An 18,519-nucleotide genomic window follows, 5' to 3' on the forward strand; every position below is an offset into this window, starting at 1 on the left:
TGATCCATGATTGAAACGCTGACCTGTGGGGCGCGGACACTAGACCTGTCCGCGCCTGTCGTTATGGGGATACTGAACGTAACCCCGGATTCCTTTTCTGATGGTGGGCGCTTTACCGAGCGGGATGCTGCCCTGCGTCAGGCTGAGCGAATGCTGGCGGACGGCGCAGCCATTATTGATGTGGGGGGGGAGTCCACCCGCCCCGGTGCTGCGCCGGTGTCCGAACAGCAGGAACTGGATAGGGTGGTGCCGGTGGTCGAGGCCCTGGCTGGCGAGCTCGGCGCCCTGGTGTCCGTGGATACCAGCACAGCGGCGGTGATCCGTGATGCTGCCGCTGTTGGCGCGGGCATGATCAATGATGTGCGCGCCCTGCGCCGCCCCGGCGCGCTGGAGGCGGCCGCGGCCAGCGGATTGCCAGTGTGTCTGATGCACATGCTTGGCGAGCCCGGCAACATGCAGGATGATCCCCGTTATCAGGATGTCACTGCCGAGGTGGTCGATTTTCTGCGTCAGCGCATCGCCGCCTGTGAGCAGGCTGGCATTCCCCGGGAGCGGCTCCTGATCGATCCGGGTTTTGGCTTTGCCAAGACCGTGACGCACAATCTTACCCTGATGAATGAGATGGCCGCGCTGCAGGCGCTGGCGTTGCCAATCCTGATCGGCGTTTCGCGCAAGTCCCTGTTTGGTAAACTGCTGGGCCGGGAAGTGAATGAGCGATTGCCGGCCAGTCTGGCCGCGGCTGTCATCTGTATTGAGCGCGGGGCCATGATTGTCCGTGCCCATGATGTGCAGGAAACCGTGGATGTGGTGCGCTTCGCCCACGCCGTCAGGCAATCAGGCGACAGTGATCGCATAATCTAATCGCACAAGGAGTAGTCATGGCGCGTAAGTATTTCGGGACGGATGGCGTGCGAGGCACGGTAGGGCAGTTCCCTATTACCCCGGATTTCGTGCTCAAGCTGGGCTGGGCGGCCGGCAAGGTGCTGGCGGCACACGGTGGCAGCAAAATCCTGATTGGCAAGGACACCCGCATTTCCGGGTACATGTTCGAGTCAGCGCTGGAGGCCGGCATTTCTGCTGCGGGCGTCGATGTGCGTCTGCTTGGCCCCTTGCCGACCCCGGGCATCGCCTACCTGACCCGCACCCTGTCGGCACAGGCCGGCATTGTTATTTCTGCATCCCACAATGCCTATACCGACAATGGCATCAAGTTCTTTGGGGCGGATGGGCGCAAGCTCAATGATGAGATTGAGCTTGAGATCGAGCGTCTGCTGGATGAAGACATGTCGGTGGTGGCGACTGATCAGATTGGTAAGGTGCGTCGGATTGATGATGCCCGTGGTCGTTATATCGAATTCTGCAAGAGTACCGTGCCGGGTCTGAATCTGAGTGGAATGAAGATCGTGGTCGACACTGCCAATGGTGCGGCATACCACATTGCTCCGGATGTGTTCGAGGAGCTAGGCGCCGAGGTGGTGGCCATGGCCAATACCCCGGACGGTTTCAATATCAACCGTGATTGTGGCTCCACCCATCCGGAGCAGCTGCAGCAGCGGGTGCTGGACGAAAAAGCCGACCTGGGTGTGGCTCTGGATGGCGACGCAGACCGGCTGATCATGGTTGACCACACAGGCAAGTTGGTTGATGGCGATCAGTTGCTGTTTGTAGTGGCCCGGGACCGCAAGGAGAGCGGTGCAGATCTGCCCGGCGTGGTTGGCACCCTGATGTCCAACTTTGGTCTTGAGTTGGCGCTGCAGGCGCTGGATATCGAGTTCGTGCGCGCCAAGGTGGGTGACCGTTACGTGATGGAACAGCTTGACCAGCGTGGCTGGTTGATCGGTGGTGAATCCTCCGGCCATCTGGTTTGTCTGGATTGTACTTCCACCGGCGATGGTACGGTTTCTGCCCTGCAGGTGCTGGCGGCACTGTCCCGCCGTGACCAGAGCCTGGCGGAGGCGGTGGCAGATGTGGTGCTGATGCCCCAGACCATGATCAATGTGCGTGGTCCGAACCGTGATGGCTTTATGGAAAAGGCTGAAGTGAAGGCCGCCATGGCAGAGGTGGAACAAAAGCTCGGCGGTAATGGCCGAATTCTGCTGCGCCCCTCTGGTACCGAGCCGCTGGTGCGAGTGATGATCGAGGGCAAAGATCCGGATCAGGTGGCCGCCCTGTGCCGCGATCTGGCGGATGTGGTGGAAAAGGCGATTGCATGATAACGCTGGGCCTCCGGCATTTTTATATCCAAGGAATAACAGATGACATCAAGAACACCGCTGGTTGCCGGTAACTGGAAAATGAACGGGCGCCAGGGGCTGCTTGCCGAAATGGCAGAGGCCCTGGCTGGCTACAATGGCGTGGCGAAGGTGGTGATCTGTCCGCCTTACCCTTACCTGGCTGCGGCCAGATCTGTGATGCCGGCAGCCATTGGGGTGGGAGGTCAGAACCTGAGTGACCAGGAAGATGGCGCCTTCACCGGTGAAGTGTCTGCACCCATGCTTGCCGAGGTAGGCTGTGGCCATGTGATTGTTGGCCATTCCGAGCGTCGTGCGTTGTACGGAGAAACCGACGCGGTGATCGCCGACAAGTTTTCCCGTGCCCAGGCTGCCGGTCTTGTGCCGATCCTCTGTGTGGGCGAAACCCTGGAAGAGCGTGAGGCCGGTAATACCGAAGCCGTGGTTTGCGGGCAGTTGCAGGCAGTAGTGGATGCGGTAGGTATTGCCGCTTTCGGCAGCGCCGTGGTGGCCTACGAGCCTGTGTGGGCCATCGGTACCGGTAGAACGGCCAGCCCGGAGCAGGCCCAGGAGGTGCACGCCTCACTGCGCGCCTCATTGGCGAAAAACGATCCGGATATCGCTGAATCGCTGTGCTTGCTTTACGGCGGCAGTGTAAAGGCGGATAATGCCGCCCTTCTGTTTGCCCAGTCAGACATCGATGGGGGTCTGATAGGCGGGGCATCGTTAACAGCCGACAGTTTTATAGCTATCTGTCAGGCGGCGGAATAATAGAGTCATTATGGATATTGTTGTTCATGTAGTGCACGTGCTGGCGGCCCTTGGCCTGATCGGGCTGGTGCTGATTCAGCACGGTAAAGGTGCCGACGCCGGTGCCTCTTTTGGTGGCGGTGGCTCCCAGACTGTATTTGGCAGTGCCGGGTCGGCCAACTTCCTGACTCGTGCCACAGCGTTGCTGGCGGTGGTGTTCTTCGTCACCAGCATGGGCCTGGCCTGGATGGCTCGCCAGGAAGCTGAGGGTGTGCGCAGCTACCTGCCGGAACTGGAAACCCTTGAGCAGCAGGAAGAGGATGTGCCGGCTGCTCCGGCGGATTCCGAGGTGCCGGCTACCATGTCTGAAGTGCCAGTGGCATCGGATGATGCGCAGGCGCAAAAAGAGGTTTCAGATGTGCCGCAAGCTGGGGTAGAATCCCCGGCCCCGACTGAAGTGCCTCAGTCGGAACAGTGATCAAAGCGTTCTTTGCCGAAGTGGTGGAATTGGTAGACACGCTATCTTGAGGGGGTAGTGAGCTTCGCTCGTGCCGGTTCAAGTCCGGCCTTCGGCACCAATTTGGAAAAGAGATCCGTGGGTGGATCTCGGCTCAAACCGATCCTGGCAGTGCGACTAATTGCCGATCGGGTGCGATGAAAATGTTTTGTCATCGCAGTATGGCATGAAGTGATGGTTTTTGTGCCAGCCCTCGGGGCGATGTGTGCGGCGACAGGCGGCAGATATGCGTTCCGATAGAGTAAGCGCTGCGGCGTTTACGGGTGCAGCGAGGCGATCGCTTCTTGTTGTGCTAAGGCAGCGAAAAATAAATGTTTTTTTCGCATCTGCCTTGACAGGGTGAGCGCCTCTAAGTACTATTTGCGCTCGATATTTGAGGCGGGTTGAACGCTTGGATTAGCAGGATTCAATCAGCCAGAACCGAAAAGATCTGTACTCACCAGAATACAGATCGAGTGCCGAGGGGCGCTAAAGGTTCAACGGTTTATTGCGGGGTGGAGCAGTCTGGTAGCTCGTCGGGCTCATAACCCGAAGGTCGTAGGTTCAAATCCTGCCCCCGCTACCACTTAGAGGAACCAGCTTCGGCTGGTTCAAAGCGGACAAAAGGCCCCTCTAGCAGGGGCCTTTTGTTATCCGCAGCAGTGGAATGGGCGGTGGATGTGCGGTCGATTGCATGGCTTCCTTGCAGTCGCTGTAATGTCCCCAAGCCCATTTTTTGTTTGTACTGTCGGAAAGGACATGTCGAAACGCGTAGAACAATTGACGGAGCTTCTGGCTCCGGTCGTTGAAGACTTGGGCTTCGTGCTTTGGGGTATTGAACATATCCAGGGGCGCGGGGCCGTTTTGCGTGTCTATATCGACCATGAAGACGGTATTACAGTAGACAACTGCGCGGCGGTGAGTCACGAAATCAGCGGCGTGCTGGATGTGGAAGATCCGATACCTGGCGAATACAACCTTGAGGTGTCCTCGCCGGGCATGGATCGACCCATGTTTGATATTGCGCAATATGCCGACTATATCGGTGAAGACGTTCAGCTGAAGTTGCTGGCGCCGGTATCTGGCAAGCGTAAAATGACGGCGGCCATTGTGGCCGTGGATGGCGAAACGCTGGTGGTGGAGCTTGATGGCGACACCCTGCGTATTCCTTACAGTCAGGTAGATCGTGCCCGGTTGCAGCCTCGCTTCGACTGAGCACGCCCTGAAGAACTTTGTCTTTGTAAAGGCCTGGCCATGAACAAAGAGATCCTGCTGGTAGCGGAAACCGTATCAAACGAAAAAGGCGTCAGTCGTGACGTGATTTTCGAGGCCATCGAGTTGGCTCTGGCGGCCGCTACCAAGAAACGCTTTAAGGAAGAAGACGTGGAAATCCGCGTGGATATTGACCGGGTATCCGGCGATTCTCGCACCTTCCGCGTATGGCACGTGGTGCCCGATGAAGAGCTTTATGAATTCGGCAAGCAGCTGACTCTGGATGAAGCCCATGAGCAGGATGCGTCTCTGCAGATTGGCGACACCTGGGAAGAGGAAATCGAATCCGAAGCCTTCGGTCGTATTGGTGCCCAGACAGCCAAGCAGGTTATCGTGCAGAAGGTGCGCGAAGCAGAGCGTCGCCAGATCATCGAAGAATATCGTGATCGCATTGGTGAGCTAATCAGCGGCACCGTAAAGAAAGCCAGCCGGGATTCCATTGTGCTGGATCTGGGTGGCAACGCAGAAGCGTTGATTACCCGTGAGCATATGATTCCTCGTGAGGCGGTTCGTCAGAACGATCGCATTCGTGCCTACTTGATGGGTGTCAACGAAGAAAACCGTGGTCCGCAGCTGTTTGCCAGCCGTGCCTGCCCGGAAATGCTGGTCGAGCTGTTCAAAATCGAAGTGCCGGAAATTGGTGAAGAGCTGATCGAAATCAAGGGTGCCGCCCGTGACCCCGGCTCCCGCGCCAAGATTGCCGTGAAAAGCAACGATCAGCGCATCGACCCGGTGGGTGCCTGTGTGGGAATGCGCGGTGCTCGTGTGCAGGCCGTCTCCAACGAGCTGGCCGGCGAACGTATTGATATCGTCCTGTGGGACGACAATCCGGCGCAACTGGTGATTAATGCCATGCAGCCGGCGGAAGTGGCCTCCATCGTCATGGATGAAGAAAGCCACTCCATGGATATTGCGGTGGAAGACGAGTCCGCCCTGGCCCAGGCCATTGGCCGCAGCGGTCAGAATATCCGTTTGGCTTCTGAGCTGACTGGCTGGGAACTCAACGTCATGACCCTTGACGATGCCCAGAACAAGCAGGAAGAGGAAGCCGCCCAGGCTCTGGAAACGTTCATGAAGGAACTGGACGTGGATGAGGACGTGGCCGGCATTCTGGTGGACGAAGGTTTTACCACCCTGGAAGAAGTGGCCTATGTGCCTGAAGAAGAGATGCTCGCTATCGATGGGTTCGATGAAGATATCGTCGATGCCCTGCGCCAGCGCGCCAAGGATGTCCTGCTGACCAAGGCCCTGGTATCCGAAGAGAAATTCGAGCTGGCCGAGCCGGCTGAAGACCTTCTCAACATGGAAGGGATGGACCGTGACCTGGCTGTGGAGCTGGCATCCCGCGGTATCCCCACCATGGAAGATCTGGCCGAGCAGGCAGTGGATGATCTGATGGAAATCAGTGGCATGAGCGAAGAGCGTGCTGCCGAGTTGATCATGACAGCCCGGGCTCCCTGGTTCGCAGGTGAAGACGAAGCCGGGGCGTAACGGCCTTTGATCCTGGCGGATTAGACGCGGGCACCAACAGCAGGGTGTTGAAAAGGCCATAAGGTGCTTTTCAAGCTATCTTCGCGGTACGGTCCGCAAAGATAAGCACACAATGCGCTGACCGGAATGTGCCGGGCAGTGCGGTCATTCGCCCCGAGGGCAATGGCCCAGGCTATTTTCAATAGCCTGCTAGAGACGGACAGGAGAGTGTTGCTGACATGGCAGAAACGACCGTAAAGAAACTGGCCGACATCGTAGGGACCCCCGTCGAGAAGCTGCTTTCGCAGATGAAAGACGCCGGGCTACCCCATGGCGATGCCAGCGAAGTGGTCTCCGATGAGCAGAAGCAGCAGCTTCTGGCTCATCTGCGCAAGTCCCATGGTGCCGCGGATACCGAAGCCAAGAAGATTACCCTCAAGCGCAAATCCACCAGCACCATCAAGACCACCGGTGCGGCGGGCAAATCCAAGACCGTCAACGTGGAAGTGCGCAAGAAGCGCACCTACGTGAAGCGCGAAGCTCTTGAGGAGCAGGAACGCGAGGAAGCCGAGCGCAAAGCGGCCGAAGAGGCAGCGCGTCTGGCGGAAGAAGAGAAGCGCCAGGCAGAAGAAGCCGCCAAGCGTCAGGCCGAGGAAGAAGCGGCCAGCAAGAAAGAGGAAGAAGCCAAGGCCCGCGCGGAAGCGGAGCGCAAGGCTGCAGGTGAAAAGGCTGCGGAAGAGAAGAGCAAGCGCGTCTCTGTGCCCAAGACGGCAGCCGCCAAAAAGCCTGCCAAGACAGAAACTGCGGAAGAAAAAGCCAAGCGCGAAGAAGCCGAACGCAAGCAGCGTGAAGCCGATGAAGCCAAGCGCAAACAGGAAGCCGAAGCCCGCAAGAAAGCGGAAGAGGAAGCTGCCCGTCGTACCGCTGAAGAAGCGGCGCGCATTGCTGCTGAGCTGGAAAAACGTGGCGATCAGGAAGAGAAAAAGCCTGACGAAGAGGAAGACAAAGGGTCTTCCATTGTCGTTGCCGCGCAGGAAGCCAGCTATCAGCGTGAAGAGCGTCAATCTCGTCGTCGTCGTCGCAAGCCGAAATCAGCCGGCGTTGCTCACGGCCAGATGAAGAGCTCCATGAACAAGCAGCACGGCTTTAAAACCCCGACGGAGAAGAAAATCTACGAAGTCGAAGTACCGGAAACCATTACCCTGGGCGATCTGGCCCAGCGCATGAACATCAAGGCCAAGGAATTGATCAAGGCCATGATGAAGATGGGTGAAATGGCGACGGTCAATCAGTTTATTGATCAGGAAACCGCGTTCCTGCTGGTAGAAGAAATGGGCCACAAGGCCGTTGCCAGCAAAGGGCAGGAAGAGGTCCTCGAGGATCATCTGGCCGACATGGTTACCCGTGATGATGGGGATCTGGGCGACCGCGCCCCCGTGGTCACCATCATGGGTCACGTGGACCACGGCAAGACCTCTCTGCTGGATTACATCCGCAAGGCCAAGGTGGCCGACGGTGAGGCTGGTGGTATCACCCAGCATATCGGTGCCTACCATGTAGAGCACGAGAAGGGCATGATCACCTTCCTGGATACTCCTGGCCACGCCGCCTTTACGGCCATGCGCGCCCGTGGTGCCAAGGCTACCGATATCGTGGTGATCGTGGTTGCCGCAGACGATGGTGTGATGCCGCAAACTGCTGAGGCGATTGACCATGCCAAGGCGTCCGGTGTGCCGATCATCATCGCCGTGAACAAGATTGATAAAGAGCAGGCGGACCCGGATCGGGTGCGCAACGAGCTGGCTACCAAAGACGTGATCCCGGAAGAGTGGGGCGGCGAATACCAGTTCATCAACGTTTCTGCGCACTCTGGTCAGGGTGTGGATGACCTGCTTGATGCGATCCTGCTGCAGTCCGAACTGCTGGAACTGAAAGCTCCGACCACGGGTTCTGCTACCGGTGTGGTAATTGAATCGCGCATCGAAAAAGGTCGCGGTACTGTTGCCTCCATCCTGGTTCAGGCGGGTCAGCTGAATATCGGTGACATGCTGCTGGCGGGCGCTCACTTTGGCCGCGTACGAGCCATGGCTGACGAGAACGGCAAGCCCATCACTGCTGCCGGGCCTTCCATTCCGGTGGAAGTGCTGGGTCTGGATGGTGCGCCGGAAGCCGGTGAGCAGGTGCAGGTCGTGCCCGACGAGAAGAAGGCCCGTGAAGTGGCTGAATTCCGTCAGGAGCGTGATCGTGACCTGAAGCTCAAGCGCCAGCAGGCCTCCAAGCTGGAAAACCTGTTTGCCAACATGGGCAGCGAAGAAACCAAGACCGTCAACATCGTCCTCAAGACCGATGTGCGTGGGTCCCTGGAAGCGCTCACCGGCGCCTTGCATGATCTGGGTACCGACGAAGTGAAGGTGAACCTGGTGTCTGCCGGCGTGGGTGCGATCAACGAATCCGACGTTAACCTGGCCATGACCAGTGAAGGCGTACTGCTGGGCTTTAACGTTCGTGCTGATTCCAAGGCCAAGAAACTGTGCGAGCAGGAAGGTCTGGATTTGCGCTACTACAGCGTGATCTACGAACTGATCGACGACGTCAAGTCGGCCATGAGTGGTCTGCTGGCGCCGGAGAAGCGCGAAGAGATTCTCGGTACCGCCCAGGTTCGCGACGTGTTCCGTTCTTCCAAGTTCGGTGCCGTGGCCGGTTGTATGGTTATCGAGGGCACGCTGTACCGCAATCGCCCGATCCGCGTACTCCGCGACGATGTGGTGGTCTTCGAAGGCGAGCTCGAATCGCTGCGTCGCTTCAAGGACGATGTCCAGGAAGTGCGCAACGGTATGGAGTGTGGTATCGCCGTGAAGAGCTACAACGACGTGAAAGCCGGCGACAAGATCGAAGTCTTTGAAGTGAAGGAGGTGGCGCGCTTCCTGTAAGGAGCGTGCCCCGTTAGCCATGAGCCGTCATCGTCGCCCGCAGGGCTTTAATCGCACCGATCGGATTGCCGATCAGATACAGCGCGAGCTGTCGCGGTTACTGCAATTTGAAATGAAAGACCCGCGGGTAAACCTGGCCACCATTCAGGATGTAACGGTGTCCCGGGATCTGTCCTTTGCCGACGTGTATTTCACGCTGCTGGGCAAGGGCGAGGAAGAGGGCGCCGAGGCGGAGGAAGTGCTGGTGAAAGCCAGTGGCTTCCTGCGCAGCAGCCTGGCTCAGAGCCTCAACACCCGCACCACCCCCAAATTGCGTTTCCATTACGACATGACCCCGGAACGGGCGGCGCATCTTTCACAGCTGATTGATGATGCCCGTGCCGAAGACCGGGAATTGCGTCCGGACAACGACGAAACCGAAAACGATTAGTGTAGCGGAGCTGTCAGGTGGCAAAACGTCGTCCCCGTGGCCGTAACGTCAACGGCATCCTGTTGTTGGATAAAGTCAGTGGCGTCAGTAGTAATGGTGCCCTGCAGATGGCCAAGAAAATGTTTGCGGCGGCCAAGGCCGGCCACACCGGCAGCCTGGATCCGCTGGCCACCGGCATGTTGCCGATCTGTTTTGGCGAGGCCACCAAGTTCAGCCAGTTCCTGCTGGAATCGGACAAGAGCTACCGTGTCACCGCCAAGCTGGGCGTGATCACGGAAACCGGTGATGCGGACGGTGATGTGGTCAGCACCACGGCAGTGACCGCCAGCCCGGCGCAGATCGAAGAGGCGTTGATGTCCTTTATGGGGGATATCGAGCAGGTACCGAGCATGTACTCGGCCATCAAATATGAGGGTGTGCCGCTCTACAAGCTGGCTCGCGAAGGCAAGACCGTGGAGCGCAAACCGCGCCCGGTGACGATTTACGATATCCGCATCCTGCGCATCGACGGTGATGAGCTGGAATTTGAGGTGGATTGCTCCAAGGGCACCTATGTACGCTCGCTGGTGGAAGATACCGGCGAGAAACTGGGCTGTGGCGGTCATGTAACCGCCCTGCGCCGCTTGTCTGCCGGGCCCTATCCGGCGGAGCGCATGCTGACCCTGGAACAACTGGGCAAGATCAAGGAAGCCGGTGGCTTTGAGGCAATCGACGAGCTGCTCTTGCCTTTATCCACCAGCGTGGCAGACTGGCCGCGCATTGAACTGGGTGACAACGCTGCCTACTACCTGCAGCAAGGTCAGCCAGTAATGAGCTCGGACCGTCCTGCGGACGGTTGGGTAAGTATTTACCAGGCATCCAGTGAGGAATTTCTGGGTGTCGGTGAAGTGCTGGAAGATGGGCGGATTGCGCCCCGTCGACTGGTATCGGGCTGAGCCCAAACGACGGCAGCTATAAATATGCATGGCTGACCGCGTCTTTTTATTGAGCATATTGGAGAAATACCATGGCGTTAACCACTGAACAGAAAGCGGAAATCCTGAAAGAGCACGGCCAGAAAGAAGGCGATACCGGGTCCCCGGAAGTGCAGATTGCTCTGCTGAGCGCCAACATCAACGGCCTGCAGGATCACTTCAAGGGTCACAAGAAGGATCACCACAGCCGTCGCGGCCTGATCCGCATGGTAAACCAGCGTCGTAAGCTGCTGGACTACCTGGCCAAGAAAGACCGCACCCGTTACCTGCAGCTGATCGAGAAGCTGGGTCTGCGTCGCTAAGGCGGTACGGATCGGGTAACACCAACAGAAGCTCGGCAGCCGCCGGGCTTCTGTTGTTTCTGGCCTGTGAAAATGCGGTTGGAAATAGTGCCCCGGGTGCCGTCGCTATACGGTCCCGGGCCTGTCGCCACGCTAATTTACGGTTGGGCCAGGCGCCCTGGCGGGCTATGATGCCCGGGCAAAAGATGAATTGTTATCAGAGGCATGGGCCTCGAAGATTGTCGTGAAGAGAGAAGAGACGAGATATGTTCAATAAAATCACTAAACAGATTCAGTTCGGCCGTGACACGGTAATCCTGGAAACCGGGCAGATTGCCCGCCAGGCTACCGCCGCTGTCATGGTACGTATCGGTGCCACCGAAGTGCTGGTTACCGTGGTAGGCAAGAAAGAAGCGGATCCCAGCAAGAATTTCTTCCCCCTGACCGTGAATTACCAGGAAAAGACCTACGCAGCCGGCCGTATTCCCGGTGGCTTTTTCAAGCGTGAAGGTCGTCCCAGCGAGAAAGAAACCCTCACCTGCCGCCTGATCGACCGTCCGATCCGTCCGCTGTTCCCCAACGGCTTTATGAATGAAGTACAGGTAGTGGCCACGGTGATGTCTGCCGACAAGGACCAGGATCCCGATATCGCCGCCCTGATCGGCACCTCCGCCGCCCTGTCCATTTCCGGTATTCCTTTCGGTGGCCCTATCGGCGCCGCCCGCGTGGGCTTCAAGGATGGCATGTACATCCTCAACCCCAGCCGCAGTGAACTGGAAGAATCGGCGCTGGACCTGGTGGTTGCCGGCACCGAGCCTGCCGTATTGATGGTGGAATCCGAAGCCAAGGAGCTGTCCGAAGACCAGATGCTGGGTGCTGTCCTGTTTGGTCACATGGAAATGCAGCCGGTGATCCAGGGCATCAAGGAATTTGCCGCTGAAGTGGGCACCCCGAAGTGGGACTGGCAGGCACCTGCCGAGAACACCGAGCTGAAAAACGCCATCAAGGAAAAATTCGAAGGTGCCCTGGCCGAAGCCTACACCATCACCGAAAAGATGGCCCGCTACGCCAAAGTGGGCGAGCTGCGTGATGCCTGCGTAGAGGCCTTTGCTACCGGTGAAGAAGGTGCCCCGGAAGCCGGCGAAGTGAAAGAGCTGTTTGGCAAGGTCGAGAAATCCGTGGTTCGTGAAGCGGTAGTGTCCGGGAAACCCCGTATTGACGGTCGTGCCCTGGATGCGGTCCGTGCCATCGAATGTGAAGTGGGTGTGCTGGCAAAAACCCACGGTTCTGCGCTGTTCACCCGTGGTGAAACCCAGGCTATCGTCACCGCCACCCTGGGCGGCATGCGCGATGCCCAGTTCATCGATGCGCTCGAAGGGTCCCGTCAGGATCACTTCATGCTGCAGTACAACTTCCCTCCCTACTGTGTGGGTGAAACCGGCATGATCGGCTCTCCCAAGCGTCGCGAGATCGGTCACGGCCGTCTGGCCCGTCGCGGTGTGGAAGCGGTGGTGCCTAACGAAAAAGATTTCCCGTACTCCATCCGTGTGGTGTCCGAGATCACTGAATCCAACGGTTCCTCCTCCATGGCGTCCGTGTGCGGCACCTCCATGGCGCTGATGGATGCCGGTGTGCCCCTGACCGCGCCGGTGGCCGGTATTGCCATGGGCCTGGTGAAGGAAGAAGACGGCCGCTTCGCGGTACTGTCCGATATCCTCGGTGACGAAGATCATCTGGGCGACATGGACTTCAAGGTGGCCGGTACCGCCCGTGGTGTGACCGCCCTGCAGATGGACATCAAGATCGAAGGCATCACCGAAGAGATCATGGAGAAGGCCCTGGAGCAGGCCAATGCTGGCCGTATCCACATTCTCGGTGAGATGGCCAAGGCGATTGGCGAGTCCCGTACCCAGGTGTCTGACAACGCGCCGACCCTGCTGACTCTGAAGATCAACCCGGACAAGATCCGTGACGTGATCGGTAAAGGCGGCGCCACCATCCGTGCGCTGACCGACGAAACCGGTTGTACCATCGATCTGGAAGACGATGGCAGCGTGAAGATCTACGGCGAAACCCGCGAGAAGGCGGAAGAAGCCGTGCGTCGTGTGGAAGAAATCACCGCCGAAGCGGAAGTGGGTGCCATCTACGAAGGCAAGGTCACCAAGGTGGTGGATTTCGGTGCTTTCGTGGCGATCATGCCCGGTACCGAAGGTCTGCTGCACATTTCCCAGATCGCTGAAGAGCGGGTGGAGAAGGTGTCTGACTACGTTAACGAGGGCGACCTGATCAAGGTGAAGGTGCTCGACGTGGACCAGCGTGGCCGTATCAAGCTGTCCATGAAGGAAGCCAAGGAAGACTAAACCCTTTCTTCGCTCCATAGAAAAGGCCGGCATTTGCCGGCCTTTTTTTGTGTCTGCATGCCGGGGTTGCCGGCAAGGGCAGACTTAGTCACCGCATACGGTGGTGGTGGTTTCGCCGTACAGGCCGAGGATGTTGGTGAAATGCACATCCACGGTGCCAACGCGAGCGATCCCGGCGTTCTGCTTGGCCTTGGCGGTGGAGGCGTCGCCAGTGGCCAGGAAGCCCAGATAGTTTTTCATGGTGGCGCTGCCTTCCTTGGTGCAGGCAACAGCGTTGTCACGCACGTCAACCGGGGCGGCCATGTCACTGTAGATCAGGCCGGGGGAGTAGGGGGTCTGACAGCCGGTCAGGAACAGACTGCCGGAAACGGCGGCAAGCGCAAACAGCTTCTTCATATTTTCTCCTTGGTTTTCAACATGTTGTTTTCGTGCGCAAGGATGCCTTATGACAGAAAAATGTCTGTCGGTCAGGCGATCTGATATATGTAAGAAGTTGACTATTGAGACTGTGAGAGAAATGCGGAGGGTAGGTGTGACTGGGGCAGGTAGCGTGTCTGCCGATCCACAACAAAAAGGCAGCCACATGGCTGCCTTTTTGTTGTTGCTTGCGATGAAGCTGGGTTGTGCTTACTGATTCAGCCGGGTGTCGATCAGCTGATCCACCACCGCCGGATCGGCCAAGGTGGAGGTGTCGCCCAGGCTGTCCAGCTCGTTGGCGGCGATCTTGCGCAGGATGCGTCGCATGATCTTGCCGGAGCGGGTCTTGGGCAGACCGGGGGCGAAATGGATCAGATCTGGCTTGGCGATGGGGCCGATTTCCTGTGTCACCATGTCGCGCAGTTCCTGCACCAGCTCGTCACTGCCTTCCTTGCCAGCCATGAGGGACACATAGGCATAGATACCCTGGCCCTTCACGTCGTGCTGGTAGCCCACCACGGCCGCTTCGGAAATGCTCGGGTGCAGTACCAGGGCGGATTCGATCTCGGCGGTGCCCAGGCGGTGGCCGGAGACGTTGAGGACGTCGTCCACCCGACCAGTGATCCAGTAGTAGCCATCCTCGTCGCGCCGGGCGCCGTCACCGGTGAAGTAGTAGCCCTTGTAGGCGCTGAAATAGGTATCAATCAGCCGTTGGTGGTCGCCATAGACGGTACGGATCTGACTGGGCCAGCTGGCCTTGATGGCCAGGTTGCCAGAGGTGGCACCCTCCAGTTCGTTGCCGTCCGGGTCCATGAGTACTGGCTGTACGCCGAACATGGGGAGGGTGGCAGAGCCGGCTTTCAAATCCACAGCACCCGGCAGCGGCGCGATCATGATGGCGCCGGTTTCGGTCTGCCACCAGGTATCGACGATGGGGCAGCGGGACTCGCCCACCACCTTGTAATACCACTCCCAGGCTTCCGGGTTGATCGGTTCGCCCACGGTGCCCAGTAGCTTCAGGCTGGCCCGTGAGGTTTTGGTGACCGGCGCGTCGCCCAGGCCCATGAGGGCACGGATGGCGGTGGGGGCAGTGTAGAAGATGTTGACCTTGTGCTTGTCTACCACCTGCCAGCAGCGAGAGGCATCCGGGTAGGTGGGCACGCCCTCGAACATCAGGGTGGTGGCGCCGTTGGCCAGTGGTCCATAGACAATGTAGCTGTGCCCGGTGATCCAGCCCACGTCGGCGGTGCACCAGTAGATGTCACCCTCGTGGTAGTCGAACACGTATTTATGGGTAAGTGCGGTGTTGAGCAGATAGCCAGCGGTGGTGTGTACCACGCCCTTTGGCTTACCGGTGGAGCCGGAGGTGTAGAGGGTGAACAGCGGGTCTTCCGCGTCGACCCATTCCGGTTCACAGTCGCTGGACGCTTGCGCCATGGCCTCGTGGTACCAGACATCCCGATCGGCCTGCCAGTCCACATTGCCGCCGGTGCGTTTGACCGTCAGGCAGGTGTGCACGCTCTCGATACCGGCCATGGCCTTGTCCGCATTCACTTTCAGGGGCACGGTCTTGCCGCCGCGTACGCCTTCATCGGCGGTGATCACAGCACAGGCGCCGGCATCCTGAATACGGTCTTTCAGGGCCTCCGGCGAGAAGCCACCAAACACCACGGAGTGAATGGCGCCAACACGGGCGCAGGCCAGCATGGCGTAGGCAGCCTCCGGGATCATCGGCATATAGATGACCACGCGATCGCCTTTCTTCACGCCACGGCTTTTTAGCACATTGCCGAACTTGCTGACTTCCTCGAACAGCTGCTGATAGGAAATGTGTTTGTCCTGATCCGGCTCGTCGCCTTCCCAGATAATGGCGGTCTGGTTGGCGCGTTCGGGCAGGTGGCGGTCCACACAGTTGTAACAGGCATTCAGGGTCGCGCCCTGGAACCAGGCGGCACGGCCTTCATTGAAATCCCAGTCGCTGACGGTGTCCCAGGGGGTTTTCCAGTCCAGGAATTCCCGGGCCCGGTCGGCCCAGAAATTGTCCGGGTCATTGATGGATTGCGCGTACCATTTTTCGTAGGTATCGCGGTCCATCAGGGTCTGGGCTTTGAAGTCTGCGGGAACAGGATGAATGTGGGTCTTGGACATCGGGGCCTCCTTGGGATACTGCCAGTAGGGAGCGCCCGTGGGGCTCCCGGCTTTCCCTTCATTATTGTGTGACGCTCCCCGGTTGGCTATTCAACCATGGTCGAAGGGGAAACGGTTTTGTTGGTATCAAGAGTAAACAATGTGTTGGTGAATGGCCAAGGGAGGAGGTAGTTAATAGTGAATAGTTAACAGTGAATAGTTGCGCGGATAAGGTTTGTGGTTATTGATGGACAGATGGACGCGAATGGGTGGAGTGGTGCGGCTGTGAAAGCTGGCCTGCAAGCGATAGGGCTAGCCGCAGAGCGGATAAAAAAACGCCGGCAAAAGCCGGCGTTTCAGGAATTCCTTTTCGGATTTCGGTATCAGGCAACCTGTACCGGAATCGCGTTGCTGGTGCCTTTGACTTCGTTGCCTTCGGCCATATAGATCAGGCTGGGCTTGAAGTTGACCAGTTCGGCGCTGGAATAGCTGGCGTAGGCGCAGATAATCACCCGGTGACCAGGCTGGGCTTTATGCGCAGCGGCACCGTTGACGGAGATGATCTTGGAACCGGCTTCGCCACGAATGGCGTAGGTTTCAAAGCGCTCACCGTTATCGATGTTATAGATCTGGATCTGTTCGTATTCCAGGATACCCGCCATGTCCATCAGGTCACCGTCAATGGCACAGGACCCTTCGTACTCAAGCTCCGCGTGGGTCACTCGAGCCTGATGGAGTTTTGCTTTCAGCATGGTGCACTGCATCTTGGTTACCTCTTGCGCTACCCGAAGCCTGCGGATACACGGTGTTACTACCAAGCAGGCGCTTCAAGGGGCCGGAAGTATGCATGAATCACCGGTCACGCACAACGGCCAGACTGACATTGTCTATCAATCGTGTATTGCCCAGTTTGGCGGCTACAGCGACCACCAGATCGGAGTCATCAGCACTGGCGGGGGCCAGACTGCGGGCGTTGGCCACGGTCAGGTAGTCGACCTGGAAACCGGCCTGGTTGAGGCTGTCCCGGTAGCGGCTTTCCAGGTCACGATAGTTCTGCTCTCCGCCTTCAATATCCGTTTTTAGCTGTTGCAGTGCCTGATAGAGCCGGGGCGCAAGTGTGCGCTCACTTTCAGTCAAAAAACCGTTGCGTGAACTGCGCGCCAGGCCGTCATCCTCACGGCTGGTAGGGGCGCCAACGATCTTGATCGGGAACAGCAGCTCCTCGCTCATGCGGCGGAGGATGGCTAGCTGCTGGAAGTCCTTTTCGCCGAACACGGCCACATCCGGCTGGACGATGTTAAACAGTTTGGACACCACTGTGGTGACGCCACGGAAGTGGCCTTCCCGGCTGGCACCGCACAAATGGTCGCCAAGGCCATCAACATCCACCCAGGTCTGGTTCTGGCCCAACGGATACATCTCATCCACGGAGGGGGCGAAGAGCAGGTCGGTGCCCGCATCCACCAGGGCGGCGGCATCCGCGTCCAGAGTGCGCGGGTAGCGATCGAAATCCTCGTTGGGGCCGAACTGGGTAGGGTTGACGAAAATGGACACCACCACCACATCGCAACGGGCTCTCGCTTCCTTGATCAGGCTGATATGGCCGTCATGGAGGTTGCCCATGGTGGGCACGAAACCGACGGAATGGCCTTTCTGGTGCCAGCCACGTACGTATTCTCGGACCTGGGAGACGGTATGGACGGTTTGCATCGGGAATCCTCGGGTTGGAGGCCAAGTTTCAAGTGACAAGTTGAAAGTTTCAAGGCGCGAACGGGGGGGTATTGCCAATCGAAACACGCTGGAGCCGCGCCGCCATCTGAAAAACCGTTGTCGCGCGGCTGGGCGTTGTCGTGTCGCTCAGCCATCAACCCGCGCTTTGCAACTTGAAACTTGTAACTTGCAACTCAAAAGCAGTGTTCTTCGGCAGGAAAGCTACCGTCTTTTACCGCCTGGTCATAGGCCTTGAAAGCAGCGCGGATGTCGCCGGTTTCCGCCATGAAGTCTTTCACGAAGCGGGCCGGTTTGCCGGGGCTGATGCCGAGCATGTCGTGCATTACCAGCACCTGGGCGTCGCACTCCGGGGCCGCGCCGATGCCGATAACCGGCACGCTCACTTCCCGGGTAATACGGGCACTGAGTTCCCGGGGTACGCATTCCAGCAGCAGCATGGCGGCGCCGGCCGCATCCAGCGCTTTGGCTGCTTCAAGCAATTCACTGGCGCCGGCATCATCCTTGCCCTGGACCCGGTAGCCGCCCAGCGCATTGACTGCCTGGGGGGTGAGGCCCAGATGAGCGCAGACCGGGATACCATTTCGATTGAGAATCTCGATACTGTCTGCCAGCCAGGCGCTGCCTTCCAGCTTGACCATATTGGCGCCGGCCTGCATCAGCGCGGTGGAGGTCTCCAGTGCACGCTCAACGGTGGCGGCGCCCATGAAGGGCACGTCGGCAATAATCAGGCTGCCCTGGTTGCCCCTGGCCACGCATTCGGTGTGGTAGGCCATTTGTTCCAGGGTCACCGGCACGGTGCTGGTCTGCCCCTGGATCACGTTCCCCAGGGAGTCACCCACCAGAATGGCCTCTACGCCGGCTTCCGAGATCAGCCGGGAAAAACAGGCATCGTAGGCGGTGAGCACGGAAAACTTCTCACCGTCCTGTTTGCGTTTTTGCAGGGTGCGGATGGTTACTGACATGGGAGGTCTCCCGGGGAAATTCAGGGGCGAGATTCGAGCTACAAGCTTCAAGCTACAACACGGTCAAGGCTGTCAGGTTTTGGAGCAT

At 58.6% G+C, this 18,519-nt stretch carries 16 protein-coding genes and 2 tRNA genes; 13 read left to right on the forward strand and 5 right to left on the reverse strand.

Going from position 1 to position 18,519, the window contains the following annotated elements; all coding sequences use genetic code 11:
* The first annotated feature begins 6 nt into the window (after window positions 1-6).
* The 13 genes from folP to pnp all read left to right on the forward strand — a co-directional run bounded on the left by folP (window position 7) and on the right by pnp (window position 13,194).
* Complete coding sequence (folP, locus tag KZ772_RS15675) at window positions 7-861, forward strand: dihydropteroate synthase (RefSeq protein WP_290537438.1); 855 nt, start codon at window positions 7-9, stop codon at window positions 859-861.
* A 17-nt stretch (window positions 862-878) separates the two neighbouring features.
* The gene (gene glmM, locus KZ772_RS15680) at window positions 879-2,213 is read left to right on the forward strand and encodes a phosphoglucosamine mutase (protein ID WP_290537439.1); all 1,335 of its coding nucleotides are present in this window, start codon (window positions 879-881) and stop codon (window positions 2,211-2,213) included.
* A 42-nt stretch (window positions 2,214-2,255) separates the two neighbouring features.
* A complete protein-coding gene (gene tpiA / locus KZ772_RS15685; RefSeq protein ID WP_290537440.1) occupies window positions 2,256-3,002 on the forward strand; it encodes a triose-phosphate isomerase in 747 nt (248 codons plus the stop codon).
* 10 nt (window positions 3,003-3,012) lie between these two features.
* Entirely contained in the window at window positions 3,013-3,459 is a 447-nt protein-coding gene (gene secG, locus KZ772_RS15690) for a preprotein translocase subunit SecG (RefSeq protein WP_290537441.1), read from the forward strand.
* A 14-nt stretch (window positions 3,460-3,473) separates the two neighbouring features.
* Window positions 3,474-3,559: transfer RNA gene (locus KZ772_RS15695), tRNA-Leu, on the forward strand.
* Between the two features lie 427 nt (window positions 3,560-3,986).
* Window positions 3,987-4,063, forward strand: a tRNA-Met gene (locus KZ772_RS15700).
* 173 nt (window positions 4,064-4,236) lie between these two features.
* Window positions 4,237-4,692: a ribosome maturation factor RimP gene (gene rimP, locus KZ772_RS15705; protein ID WP_290509607.1), complete on the forward strand. Its 456-nt coding sequence runs from the start codon at window positions 4,237-4,239 to the stop codon at window positions 4,690-4,692.
* 39 nt (window positions 4,693-4,731) lie between these two features.
* Window positions 4,732-6,240 carry a transcription termination factor NusA gene (gene nusA, locus KZ772_RS15710; RefSeq protein WP_290537442.1) on the forward strand — a complete coding sequence of 503 codons (1,509 nt, stop codon included), beginning with the start codon at window positions 4,732-4,734 and terminating at the stop codon, window positions 6,238-6,240.
* A gap of 218 nt (window positions 6,241-6,458) precedes the next feature.
* Entirely contained in the window at window positions 6,459-9,149 is a 2,691-nt protein-coding gene (gene infB / locus KZ772_RS15715) for a translation initiation factor IF-2 (protein ID WP_290537443.1), read from the forward strand.
* A gap of 19 nt (window positions 9,150-9,168) precedes the next feature.
* Window positions 9,169-9,579, forward strand: coding sequence for a 30S ribosome-binding factor RbfA (rbfA, locus tag KZ772_RS15720; protein WP_290509610.1), 411 nt, complete (start codon window positions 9,169-9,171; stop codon window positions 9,577-9,579).
* Between the two features lie 17 nt (window positions 9,580-9,596).
* Window positions 9,597-10,514, forward strand: a complete 918-nt coding sequence (gene truB / locus KZ772_RS15725; protein ID WP_290537444.1) for a tRNA pseudouridine(55) synthase TruB — start codon at window positions 9,597-9,599, stop codon at window positions 10,512-10,514.
* Between the two features lie 71 nt (window positions 10,515-10,585).
* Window positions 10,586-10,855: a 30S ribosomal protein S15 gene (gene rpsO / locus KZ772_RS15730; RefSeq protein WP_062817070.1), complete on the forward strand. Its 270-nt coding sequence runs from the start codon at window positions 10,586-10,588 to the stop codon at window positions 10,853-10,855.
* Window positions 10,856-11,100: 245 nt separating this feature from the next.
* Window positions 11,101-13,194 carry a polyribonucleotide nucleotidyltransferase gene (gene pnp / locus KZ772_RS15735; RefSeq protein WP_290537445.1) on the forward strand — a complete coding sequence of 698 codons (2,094 nt, stop codon included), beginning with the start codon at window positions 11,101-11,103 and terminating at the stop codon, window positions 13,192-13,194.
* Window positions 13,195-13,278: 84 nt separating this feature from the next.
* Here pnp and KZ772_RS15740 read toward each other — a convergent pair whose 3' ends face one another.
* From KZ772_RS15740 to panB, 5 genes are all read right to left on the reverse strand, one after another.
* Complete coding sequence (locus KZ772_RS15740) at window positions 13,279-13,590, reverse strand: TRL-like family protein (RefSeq protein ID WP_290537446.1); 312 nt, start codon at window positions 13,588-13,590, stop codon at window positions 13,279-13,281.
* A 231-nt stretch (window positions 13,591-13,821) separates the two neighbouring features.
* On the reverse strand, window positions 13,822-15,759 hold the full coding sequence (gene acs / locus KZ772_RS15745) for an acetate--CoA ligase (protein ID WP_290537447.1): 1,938 nt from the start codon (window positions 15,757-15,759) through the stop codon (window positions 13,822-13,824).
* 362 nt (window positions 15,760-16,121) lie between these two features.
* Entirely contained in the window at window positions 16,122-16,502 is a 381-nt protein-coding gene (gene panD, locus KZ772_RS15750) for an aspartate 1-decarboxylase (protein ID WP_035248421.1), read from the reverse strand.
* An 88-nt stretch (window positions 16,503-16,590) separates the two neighbouring features.
* Complete coding sequence (panC, locus tag KZ772_RS15755; protein WP_290537448.1) at window positions 16,591-17,448, reverse strand: pantoate--beta-alanine ligase; 858 nt, start codon at window positions 17,446-17,448, stop codon at window positions 16,591-16,593.
* 194 nt (window positions 17,449-17,642) lie between these two features.
* Window positions 17,643-18,431, reverse strand: coding sequence for a 3-methyl-2-oxobutanoate hydroxymethyltransferase (gene panB / locus KZ772_RS15760; RefSeq protein WP_290537449.1), 789 nt, complete (start codon window positions 18,429-18,431; stop codon window positions 17,643-17,645).
* Between the last annotated feature and the right edge of the window lie 88 nt (window positions 18,432-18,519).

The sequence above is a fragment of the Alcanivorax sp. genome, from assembly GCF_019431375.1.
Taxonomy (GTDB): Bacteria; Pseudomonadota; Gammaproteobacteria; order Pseudomonadales; family Alcanivoracaceae; genus Alcanivorax; species Alcanivorax jadensis_A.

Coding starts and splice junctions, on each gene's coding strand:
- folP (WP_290537438.1), top strand. CDS start 7: ATGATTGAAACGCTGACCTGTGGGGCGCGGACACTAGACCTGTCCGCG.
- glmM (WP_290537439.1), top strand. CDS start 879: ATGGCGCGTAAGTATTTCGGGACGGATGGCGTGCGAGGCACGGTAGGG.
- tpiA (WP_290537440.1), top strand. CDS start 2,256: ATGACATCAAGAACACCGCTGGTTGCCGGTAACTGGAAAATGAACGGG.
- secG (WP_290537441.1), top strand. CDS start 3,013: ATGGATATTGTTGTTCATGTAGTGCACGTGCTGGCGGCCCTTGGCCTG.
- rimP (WP_290509607.1), top strand. CDS start 4,237: ATGTCGAAACGCGTAGAACAATTGACGGAGCTTCTGGCTCCGGTCGTT.
- nusA (WP_290537442.1), top strand. CDS start 4,732: ATGAACAAAGAGATCCTGCTGGTAGCGGAAACCGTATCAAACGAAAAA.
- infB (WP_290537443.1), top strand. CDS start 6,459: ATGGCAGAAACGACCGTAAAGAAACTGGCCGACATCGTAGGGACCCCC.
- rbfA (WP_290509610.1), top strand. CDS start 9,169: ATGAGCCGTCATCGTCGCCCGCAGGGCTTTAATCGCACCGATCGGATT.
- rpsO (WP_062817070.1), top strand. CDS start 10,586: ATGGCGTTAACCACTGAACAGAAAGCGGAAATCCTGAAAGAGCACGGC.
- pnp (WP_290537445.1), top strand. CDS start 11,101: ATGTTCAATAAAATCACTAAACAGATTCAGTTCGGCCGTGACACGGTA.
- KZ772_RS15740 (WP_290537446.1), bottom strand. CDS start 13,590: ATGAAGAAGCTGTTTGCGCTTGCCGCCGTTTCCGGCAGTCTGTTCCTG.
- acs (WP_290537447.1), bottom strand. CDS start 15,759: ATGTCCAAGACCCACATTCATCCTGTTCCCGCAGACTTCAAAGCCCAG.
- panD (WP_035248421.1), bottom strand. CDS start 16,502: ATGCAGTGCACCATGCTGAAAGCAAAACTCCATCAGGCTCGAGTGACC.
- panC (WP_290537448.1), bottom strand. CDS start 17,448: ATGCAAACCGTCCATACCGTCTCCCAGGTCCGAGAATACGTACGTGGC.
- panB (WP_290537449.1), bottom strand. CDS start 18,431: ATGTCAGTAACCATCCGCACCCTGCAAAAACGCAAACAGGACGGTGAG.